This is a genomic window from Brevibacillus porteri (genome assembly GCF_003013475.1).
Classification (GTDB): Bacteria; Bacillota; Bacilli; order Brevibacillales; family Brevibacillaceae; genus Brevibacillus; species Brevibacillus porteri.
In genome coordinates, this window is the sequence record NZ_PXZO01000020.1 from 109910 (window position 1) to 117903 (window position 7994).

Consider the following 7994-nt stretch of genomic DNA (forward strand, 5'->3'; position numbering starts at 1 on the left):
AATATCTAATATCTTTATTTCTGAGCCCAATTAATCTTGGGCTCTTTTTCTATTTACATAACATAACTATGGTGGTGGTGATGTAATGGCAAGAGCAAGAGACCTGAACCGAAAGTAGGGCTTTAGAGATAATGAAGCGAAATTTGCCGCTATCGGTTTGATTTCGCACGGAATCGTGGACTGGCTGATTCTCGTCTCGCCGCTACAGTTTGGCATTTTGAACAGCGAGGAGATGAGCAGGAGCCCGCTGTGCGTCGGGCGCTTTCATCTACAGCGGGTGCTGGGTGAGTCAACATAAAGAGAAACCTCCTATCATCAGAGCAGCCTAATGAACAGGAGGTTTTTTCATGGCTTCTTAAACTGATTTCAAGACATTCGATACCCTAGCTGTGCCGACATCGCACGTACCGTCGCGAGCGTTTCTTGTAAAATCTCGTCTTTTTTCGGCATCACGCGGTCAGAGGGACCGATGACACTGACGGATGCAGTTATGTGTCCAGTCGAATCAAAAATCGGGGCAGCGATTCCGGTCACGCCTGTGTTACGTCGATTCGAGCTGATTTCATAACCTCTCTCGCGGATCGTCACCAAGTCCTCTTTGATTTGCTCGACCGACGTGTACGAATGAGGCGTGTAGCTTTTCAGGGGATGTTCCTGCAATATCTCGTCCTGAAACTCCTCCGGCTGATAGGCGAGCAAAACCCTGGCGGCGGAGGTAGAGTAAAGGGGAAAACGCCGGAAGGATTCTACGGTAAACCGAACAGGGTGAAGTGAATCCTCTTTGGCTACATAAATCGCGTCCTTGGAATCTTGTACACATAAGACCGCCAATTCGTTTGTCCGTGAGACAAGCTGGTCTAAGAACGGTTTGGAAAAATCAACGATATCGTGATTCGTGAGCACCTTAGTGCCCAGCTCCAAAAGCGTGTAGCCAAGCGTATACTGCTTGGTTTTTTCATTTTGGCGGATAAAGCCTTCAGACTCCAGCGTGGACAGGAGCTTGTGAACGGCTCCCTTGGACAGCTGGAGCTTTTTGCTGAGCTCCGTTACCCCGAGTTCCTTTGGCGAATCGAGAAATATTTTTAACAGCCGACAGCCATTTCGAACAGAAGACAATACTTGGTCCATACAAACGTCTCCTTTGCTTACATTAGCCTTATTTTACGTGTAAGAAACAATGCTGACAATCTCGCAATTCGGGCAATGATGATGCTATTACGACTACCTTGAATAGTCTGTATCTTTATGCTAGTATAACATTATCGTTCTCTAATAGGAAACGATGTTCTCTATTCGTGAACAAAACAGACAATCGGGGGTCGAACTTACATGAAGAAAAAGGCATTATCCGTCTTGTCCATTTTCGCTTTGACTGGTTCCTTGCTGGCTGGATGTGGCTCATCCGCACCACAAACATCTGCTCCTGCACCGGCTGCTGGCAACAAAAGCGGCACCGAAGCACAAGCTCAGCTGGAAGACACTCTGGTAGTAGCAGGAAACGGCGCAACCGTTGAAAAGATGATGAAGGATGAAGTCTTCAAGAAGTTTAACGAGAAATATCCGAATGTAAAGCTGACCTATGTTTCCGGGGTTTCTACGGACATCGTAGCGAAGGTTAAGGCACAAAAAAATGCTCCGCAAATCGACTTGACCATCGTTGAGGGCGGCGAGCAAGAGAAGGGTCGCCAAGAGGGCTTGTGGGAAACCGTATCCGCAACAGATATTCCGAACATGAAAAACGTACCGGAAGATTTGCATGTGACGGAGGATAGCGGTGTAGTCGTAAACTTTACGCCGATGGGGATTTCCTACAATGCGGACCTGGTAAAAGAAAAAGGCTTGCCTGTACCGAAGTCATGGAATGATCTGGCGAAGCCTGAAGTGAAAGGCTACATCACGATGACAGACGTAGCGAGCAACTTCGGACGCTCTGCGATGATCATGCTGGCGTACGCAAATGGCGGGTCCGAGAAAAATATGGAACAGGGCTTCAAACAAATGGAAACGATTGCAGGATACATGCCGACCTTTGCAAAGAGCGCAGCACAGCTTCAGCAAAATCTGCAAAACAAGAGCGCAGCGTACACCACTTGGACAATGGCGCGTAGCTTGACACAAAAAGAAGCAGGCGTACCATTGGAGTTCGTTTTCCCTGAAGAGGGCGGAAACATCGTACCGAACGTAGCTACGCTGGTAAAAGGTTCGAAGAGTCCAAAAGCCGCTAAAGCATTCGTCGATTTCCTTTTGACAGATGAAATTCAAACGATGTACGCAACGAAGCTGTACTACAATCCGGCAACATCCGTGAAGCTGCCAGACGATGTAGCGAAAACATTGGAATTCGATCGTACAAAGGTAGTCGATTTCGACTATAGCGTAGTGAGCAAGGAAACATCTGCTTGGTTGGATCGCTTTAACAAAGAAATCGCACCTAAAACAGGAAAGTAGGTATTCACGTGACCAAGGTGATTGACGTTGAACTGCGCGGCATCATGAAAAAATTTCAAAGCAATGTCGTGGTTCAAAACTTCAACCTGCAGGTGGAGCAAGGCGAATTCATCTCGTTTCTCGGCCCATCTGGTTGCGGTAAGACCACGACCTTGAATATGATTGCTGGTTTTTTGGACCCGGATGGCGGAGACCTCTTGATCAAGGGGCAGCGAATGAATGGCGTGCCTCCGTACAAAAGGGAACTGGGAATGGTGTTTCAGACGTACTCGCTGTTCCCGCATATGACTGTGGCAGAAAACATCGCCTACGGCTTGAAATTACGCAAAGTGAGCAAGCAAGAAATGCAAGAGCGTGTGAATCGTGTACTTGGCCTGGTCAAGCTGCCAAACGTAGCAGACCGCTACCCGAAACAGCTCTCTGGCGGACAACGTCAGCGGATTGCGATTGCACGGGCGCTTGTTATTGAGCCGTCGCTCCTGCTTTTGGATGAGCCGCTCAGTAACTTGGATGCCAAACTTCGGGAAGAGCTGCGCGATGAGTTAAAGCGCTTACATCACGAAATCGGCGTTACGACTATTTTCGTCACACATGACCAAGAAGAGGCGCTCGCGCTCTCTGATCGCATCGTGGTTATGAATCACGGATTCGTGGAGCAAATCGGTACACCGCTGGAGATTTACAATCAGCCCGCATCTGAATTCGTACATACCTTCATCGGTAAGACGAACCGTTTGGAAGGGGAAGTCATCGGAATTGACGGGGATGTACTTACGCTGCGGACGACTGGTGGAATGCTCGTGAAGGCGGCAAAGCAACAGCGAACAGTGGCACTCCATGAAAAAGTGATCATTTTTATCCGACCAGAGAAAATCAAGCTGACTGATACAGCGGTCAGTGAGGAAGCGAATCGGGTAAAAGGACATTTGCAGCTTGCCTCCTTCCTGGGTTCGTACACAGAATGTGAGGTCAAGGTCGGGGAGCATACGCTTTCGGTAAAAGTCCAAATGACCGATAGTTCGGTGGACCGCCAAGAAGGTCAAACGGTTTACTGTCAATGGAACGCGGACGACGTACTGGTCATGCCCGCAGGAAGGGGATGACGGATGAGCAAGCGTCTCTCGGTTACATTGTTGACAGCACCTGCGATGATTTTGCTGCTTGGCGTATTTATCCTTCCGATGCTGATGATGCTTTTGCTCAGCTTTCAGGATGAGAATCAGGCGTTCTCTTTTCACAATTATTCATTATTTGTACAAGATCCGTACTACTTGGAGATTCTTTGGCGGACAATTCGCGTGAGTCTCTGGACGGTACTGGCGTGCCTCTTGCTTGGATTTCCTGTAGCGATGTACATGGCGCAGGCCACAGGGAAAATGCGTGGAATCGTCACGATGCTGATCCTAGCCCCTCACCTCATCAGTGTTGTTATTCGCAACTTCGGTTGGGTAGTGGTATTGGGGGAAAAAGGGTGGATCAATGAAACATTGATGAGTCTGGGGTTGATCGATCAACCATTGCGGCTGTTGTACAACGAGCTGGGTATTGTGATCGGTCTGACGGATTCCTTTATTGCCTACATGGTTCTGGCGATTGCAACCAGCTTGTATGCCATCGATTCGTCCTTGAATAAGGCGGCATCGATTTTGGGGGCTTCCCGCGCACGTACGTTTTTCAGTGTGACATTACCCTTGTGCTTGCCGGGGATGATTGCTGGTACGACACTGGTGTTCAGCTTGTCGATGAGTGCTTTTGTAACACCTGCCTTGATGGGTGGAACGTCCGTGAAGGTCATGCCTGTCATCGCCTATGAGCAAATCATGGCGACACTGAACTGGCCTTTGGGTGCGGCACTTGCCTTCCTGCTTCTGGGTAGCACGATTCTATTGGTGACTTTGTATACGAAGCTGATTGAAACCAAGCGGTATAAAGAGGTGTTTGCGTCATGAAAAAAATAAACGTACTCGGACTCATCACATTCTTTGTGCTTGTTTTGGTTAATCTGCCGTTTCTGGTCATCATCCCGAGCTCCTTTACCGCAGCAGGATATCTCGGATTTCCGCCGGAAGGGTTTTCGTGGCAGTGGTATGAAATGATTTTGGATCGACCGGAGTTCATCGATTCGCTGTGGTTCAGTCTTAAGCTAGCTACGGTAACAGCAATTTTGGCGACTCTCATAGGGACATTGGCTGCATTCGCGCTGTCCAAATACAAGTTTCGTGGGAGCGGCATCATCAACGCTCTGATGCTTTCACCGCTTACTGTTCCTTCGCTCATTATCGGGATTTCCGCGCTGCTGTTTTTCACACGAATTGGTATCGCGGGGACGTTTACGGGGCTTTTGCTGGCGCACATGCTGATCTCGATTCCGTATGTCGTAAGGCTGGTGCTCACAGGGCTTAGCTCGTTCGATTATACGTTGGAAAAAGCGGGATACATGCTGGGGGCCCATCCGTTTCGGGTGTTCTGGGATATTACGTTGCCACTGTTGCGTCCGGCCATCGTGTCGGGGATGATCTTTTCGTTCTTGACGTCGTTTGACAATGTGACGGTTTCCTTATTCTTGGTGGCACCGGATACGACGACGCTGCCACTCGCGATTTTCACCTATATGCAGGAAACACTTGACCCGTTGGTGGCTTCGATCTCCTCGGTGGTCATCCTGTTGAGTCTGGTGTTCATCGTCTTGTTGGAAAAAGTGTACGGACTAGAGCGCCTGTTCGGACTCAATTCACAATCTCACTAAGGAAGAGGCACTATGTCAATCCACACTTATGTACAAGAGAATATGTCCCACTATCTACAGCTACTCGAAGAGGCCGTCAACATGGACTCGCCTTCTCGTGACAAACAGCTGGGCGACCGCATGGCGGGCTGGTTCGCTTTGCAGTTTCAACGGCTGACAGGGGGAGTAGCAGAGCTGATCCCGAATAAGACGTATGGCGATCAGGTGCGTTGTACGCTGGGCAACGGAGAAAAGCAAATCCTCATCATTGGCCATTACGATACCGTATGGCTAGAAGGAGAGGCAGCTCGCCGACCATTTGCGATCCGGGATGAGAAAGCGTACGGGCCGGGCGTATACGATATGAAAGCGGGCGTTTTGCAAGCCATGTTTGCGATGCGGGCATTGGTAAAGCTGGATCGCCTGCCTGCAGATAAAAAAATCGTGCTCCTATTAAACAGTGACGAGGAGATCGGCAGCCCGACTTCTCGACGACTTGTAGAAGAAGAAGCCGCGCGTTCGGTGGCGAGCTTTGTGTTGGAGCCACCAACCGAACCGAGCGGCGCACTCAAAACATGGCGGAAGGGAAGCGCCCATTTTACCGTGGCAGTCAGCGGCATTTCCTCACACGCTGGCGTCGATCATCAAAAAGGTGTCTCTGCTATTGAAGAGCTGGCGAGACAGGTGCAATTTCTGCATGCCCTGACCGATTACGAAAAAGGAACTACGGTCAATGTGGGCGTCATCAAGGGCGGGATTGGCTCCAATGTTGTAGCCGACTCGGCAGAAGCAGAAGTAGACGTGAGATTTATCTCGATGCAAGAGGCATTACGTATTGAGAAGGTAATGAGTGAACTCACGCCAGTGCTCGCGGGAACAAACATCAGCGTAAAGGGAGGCATTCGCCGACCGCCAATGGAGCGTACCGAAGAGACAGGCAAATTATTTTCCCTTGCACAATCGATTAGCATCAATGAACTAGGGATGGCTTTGGAAGAGTCGGGTACGGGTGGAGTCAGCGATGGCAATTTCGCTGCTGCTTGCGGAGTCCCGACACTGGATGGACTTGGTGTAAAGGGTGGCTACGCCCACTCGCCGGATGAATGGATCGAACTGGGAGAAATATCGACGCGCGCTACCTTGTTGGCGCGGTTGATAGAGGAAGTATAGAGAGAAAAGAGAAAAGGCACCTGCCCTGATGCGTGTGAAGTTGCATCTGGGAGGTGCTTTTTGTATATAGATTAGATATCAGACATAGTAGAGCAACTGAAAAAAATAGGAACAGCCCCATTAAAAGAGATGGCAAAGGAACTACTTGTAGATCTTTGCAAGATGTTATCAAGTGCTAAGAAATTAAATGAGCCTGTCTGGATTGCAGATGAATGTTTCATATAGCTCTGAAAATCGAGATTGTATCAAATAACTGCTTACTCCCACTACGAACGAAAAAAGTAGAAGTAAGCTTCTTTATGTATTGAGAGGTGGCTATATGAATCTTATAACTAAGTCACACACATCATTATTTCAAGAAAGATTAAATGCAAGACTTTCATTTGTGCTACAGAAGTCATTTCCTAAAATGAGGACCGCATATCTCATAGGGCACACCTGAGCAAGGAGAAGGCTTTGCTCTTGATTTAGCACAAAGAGTCTTAGAAAACAATTAGGTACTAGAGTATTTCAAATTTGAATCATGCGCTAGTATTGGGAGCCCATGAAATTTCCACCCAAATAGGAGATAATGGAAGAGCACTCCTATTATGAAAAGAGGTCGATCACAATATGAAATACTACCGACTCGGTGGCAGTGGATTGAAGGTATCAGCATTGGGATTAGGCACGAACTCATTTGGAGGGCGTGCGGATGAGCAAACGTCTGTAAACATCATTCATACCGCAATCGAAAGCGGGATTACTTTTATTGATACGGCAAATATTTACACGCAAACAGAATCGGAGCGAATCATCGGGCTGGCGCTAGAAGGAAAGCGGCACGAGGTCGTTTTGGCGACGAAGGCTGGTCTGGTAAAAGGCGAAGGACCGAATCAGAGAGGCTCATCGCGCTGCCACCTGATGCTGGAGCTGGAGAACAGCTTGAAGCGTTTACGCACCGATTATGTGGACTTATATCAAATTCATACGTTTGATCCAGAGACGCCTTTGGAAGAAACACTCCGCGCACTAGATGACATGGTTCGATCTGGGAAAGTGCGTTACATCGGGGCTTCCAACTATGCGGCTTGGGAATTGATGAAGGCAATTGGCATCAGTCAGCGGGAAGGGCTGAATCGCTACGTATCGACGCAGGTTAGCTACTCGCTGGCGGATCGAACACCAGAGCGTGAACTCGTACCGCTTTGTCTTGACCAGGGGGTGGGGATCATTCCGTACTTCCCACTTGCTGGCGGCATTTTAACAGGTAAATATACCTCCGCAGAACAGGCCCCAGCTGGTTCGCGGGCGGACAAGGAGCCGCGCTTCGTGCGGTTGCTGAGTGAAGACAAGCTGGAGTTTGGACGCAAAATTAGTCAGGTAGCGGCGGAGGTTGGTGTATCCTCCAGTGTGCTGTCCTTGGCTTGGCTCATGCACAAGCCGGCTGTCTCTTCGGTGATCGTGGGCGCGACCCGTGTAGAGCAGCTTACGGATAATTTGCAAAGTGCAGCTTTGACGTTGGATGCAGCGACCTTGGCAGAGCTGGACCGATTGAGTGACACGTACCGAAACGGGGAACCATTTGCCGTATATCGTCTGCCGTAAAAATGATGTCAGTTGTCGACTAATATGACCAGTCCCGAAGCCTCTGAAGTGCACCCCTTAGAAT

Annotated in this window: 7 protein-coding genes; 6 read left to right on the forward strand and 1 reads right to left on the reverse strand. The window is 49.1% G+C overall.

Annotation, left to right across the window (positions count from 1 at the left end):
• Window positions 1-366: 366 nt before the first annotated feature.
• Window positions 367-1128 carry an IclR family transcriptional regulator gene (locus C7R92_RS12735; protein ID WP_017249733.1) on the reverse strand — a complete coding sequence of 254 codons (762 nt, stop codon included), beginning with the start codon at window positions 1126-1128 and terminating at the stop codon, window positions 367-369.
• A 201-nt stretch (window positions 1129-1329) separates the two neighbouring features.
• On the opposite strand from C7R92_RS12735, the gene C7R92_RS12740 reads away from it, so the two are divergent.
• The 6 genes from C7R92_RS12740 (at window position 1330) to C7R92_RS12765 (ending at window position 7930) form a co-directional block, all read left to right on the forward strand.
• A complete protein-coding gene (locus C7R92_RS12740; protein WP_106834493.1) occupies window positions 1330-2448 on the forward strand; it encodes an ABC transporter substrate-binding protein in 1119 nt (372 codons plus the stop codon).
• A gap of 8 nt (window positions 2449-2456) precedes the next feature.
• On the forward strand, window positions 2457-3551 hold the full coding sequence (locus C7R92_RS12745) for an ABC transporter ATP-binding protein (RefSeq protein WP_017249735.1): 1095 nt from the start codon (window positions 2457-2459) through the stop codon (window positions 3549-3551).
• Window positions 3552-3554: 3 nt separating this feature from the next.
• Window positions 3555-4397, forward strand: a complete 843-nt coding sequence (locus C7R92_RS12750; protein WP_106834494.1) for an ABC transporter permease — start codon at window positions 3555-3557, stop codon at window positions 4395-4397.
• The gene (locus C7R92_RS12755; protein ID WP_048031089.1) at window positions 4394-5194 is read left to right on the forward strand and encodes an ABC transporter permease; all 801 of its coding nucleotides are present in this window, start codon (window positions 4394-4396) and stop codon (window positions 5192-5194) included. The genes C7R92_RS12750 and C7R92_RS12755 overlap by 4 nt, the downstream gene beginning before the upstream one ends.
• Before the next feature lie 12 nt (window positions 5195-5206).
• The gene (locus C7R92_RS12760) at window positions 5207-6343 is read left to right on the forward strand and encodes a M20 family metallopeptidase (protein ID WP_106834495.1); all 1137 of its coding nucleotides are present in this window, start codon (window positions 5207-5209) and stop codon (window positions 6341-6343) included.
• A 612-nt stretch (window positions 6344-6955) separates the two neighbouring features.
• Complete coding sequence (locus tag C7R92_RS12765) at window positions 6956-7930, forward strand: aldo/keto reductase (RefSeq protein ID WP_106834496.1); 975 nt, start codon at window positions 6956-6958, stop codon at window positions 7928-7930.
• The last annotated feature ends 64 nt before the right edge of the window (window positions 7931-7994 follow it).

Excerpts from the sequence above, each read along its gene's own strand:
- C7R92_RS12735 (WP_017249733.1), bottom strand. The coding sequence starts at position 1,128 with ATGGACCAAGTATTGTCTTCTGTTCGAAATGGCTGTCGGCTGTTAAAA.
- C7R92_RS12760 (WP_106834495.1), top strand. The coding sequence starts at position 5,207 with ATGTCAATCCACACTTATGTACAAGAGAATATGTCCCACTATCTACAG.
- C7R92_RS12750 (WP_106834494.1), top strand. The coding sequence starts at position 3,555 with ATGAGCAAGCGTCTCTCGGTTACATTGTTGACAGCACCTGCGATGATT.
- C7R92_RS12740 (WP_106834493.1), top strand. The coding sequence starts at position 1,330 with ATGAAGAAAAAGGCATTATCCGTCTTGTCCATTTTCGCTTTGACTGGT.
- C7R92_RS12765 (WP_106834496.1), top strand. The coding sequence starts at position 6,956 with ATGAAATACTACCGACTCGGTGGCAGTGGATTGAAGGTATCAGCATTG.
- C7R92_RS12755 (WP_048031089.1), top strand. The coding sequence starts at position 4,394 with ATGAAAAAAATAAACGTACTCGGACTCATCACATTCTTTGTGCTTGTT.